The organism is Blautia intestinalis (genome assembly GCF_014297355.1).
In the GTDB taxonomy this organism is placed as follows: Bacteria; Bacillota; Clostridia; order Lachnospirales; family Lachnospiraceae; genus Blautia_A; species Blautia_A intestinalis.
The window spans coordinates 1-1275 of the sequence record NZ_JACOQE010000033.1; the positions used below are offsets into that span (position 1 = coordinate 1).

General features: G+C 36.2%; 1 protein-coding gene. It reads right to left on the bottom strand.

The annotated features are described in order from the left end of the window. Positions 1-31: 31 nt before the first annotated feature. A complete protein-coding gene (locus H8Z79_RS16625) occupies positions 32-1189 on the bottom strand; it encodes an IS630 family transposase (protein ID WP_118041681.1) in 1158 nt (385 codons plus the stop codon). Positions 1190-1275 lie beyond the last annotated feature (86 nt).

Genomic DNA, 1275 nt, shown 5'->3' on the forward strand with positions numbered 1-1275 from the left:
CTAGTATATTGGATAATAAATAACTGCTATATTAAATTGAAGATGCTTCAGCTTCGCTGATTTCATCCATTTTATATTTCCAATGGTAAACTACTGGCTCGCGGTTAACTTCTTCAAAATACTGGTAAATTCGTTCTTCCAATTCCTGTTTGGTTTTGACACGAATTCCACGAAGCATTTGTTTCGTCATCTTGCTAAAGAAACTTTCAATCATGTTTAACCAAGAACCATGCTTTGGTGTGAATACAAATTTAAACCGACCTTTTGGCATCGTATCCAAAAATCGCTGTGTTTCTTTGGATGTATGTGCTGAGTGGTTATCAAGAATGATTCTGATGGTATCCTGCAATGGATATTTTTTGTCCAGTATTTTTAAAAATTCAATAAAGTCAGAACTCTTGTGTGTTTCACTTACCAATGGGATGGCTTCTCCTGTAAGAAGATCGATACCAGCTAATAAAGAAAGTGTTCCCAGACGTTTGTATTCCGCATCCCGATATACCTCACCATTTTCTGTTGTCGGGCGTAAATCTGGTGCTGTATTGGAAATTGCCTGTATGCCTGGTTTTTCATCATATGATACCGTGATTGTCAGTTTATAATCATCTGGAACAATGAATGTACCATTTTCATCAAACTGCATTTCAATCTGCTTGTAAACCAAGAGAACTTCATGCATTTTTGATTCAAAATCTGGATCTCGCTTCTCACAATAATACCTGATTTTGAATGGTTTGATATCCTGTTCCTTGAGGAATTTCTGAATATAAGGTTTAGTAATGGTTGTAAGTCTTGGATATCCTGCTTCTTCTGCGTGTTTCTGAATATGCTTATGAAGAGCATTTAAAGTCCAAAGTTCCTGTGCATAGCCAAGTTCTACTGGTCTCTGACAAGCAAGATTGATGATCCATGCTTTTGCATCATCTGTAATTTCAGATGGGCGTCCGGGGCGCTGAGTATCAAAAAGAGCTTTTTCAATACCGCCCTCGTAATATTTAGAAACACAAAGCCGTACGGTTGCTGAACTAATGGCAAGTTTTTCAGCGATAGCGTTGAAAGTCATGCCATCAGATTTATATAATAAAATTTTGGCACGATCTACAATTTGTGCCTGAATTGTTCTTTTTTTTGATAATGTTTTAAGGTAATCTTTGTCTTCCTCTGACAGAGTAAGATATGTTCTTCTCATAGCGTTCATCCCTTTCTTAGATAACACTATTATACCACACATTATCCTCAAAATATATAGTAGCTATTTAATTTACGTTATACTAG

Excerpts from the sequence above, each read along its gene's own strand:
- H8Z79_RS16625 (WP_118041681.1), bottom strand. The coding sequence starts at position 1,189 with ATGAGAAGAACATATCTTACTCTGTCAGAGGAAGACAAAGATTACCTT.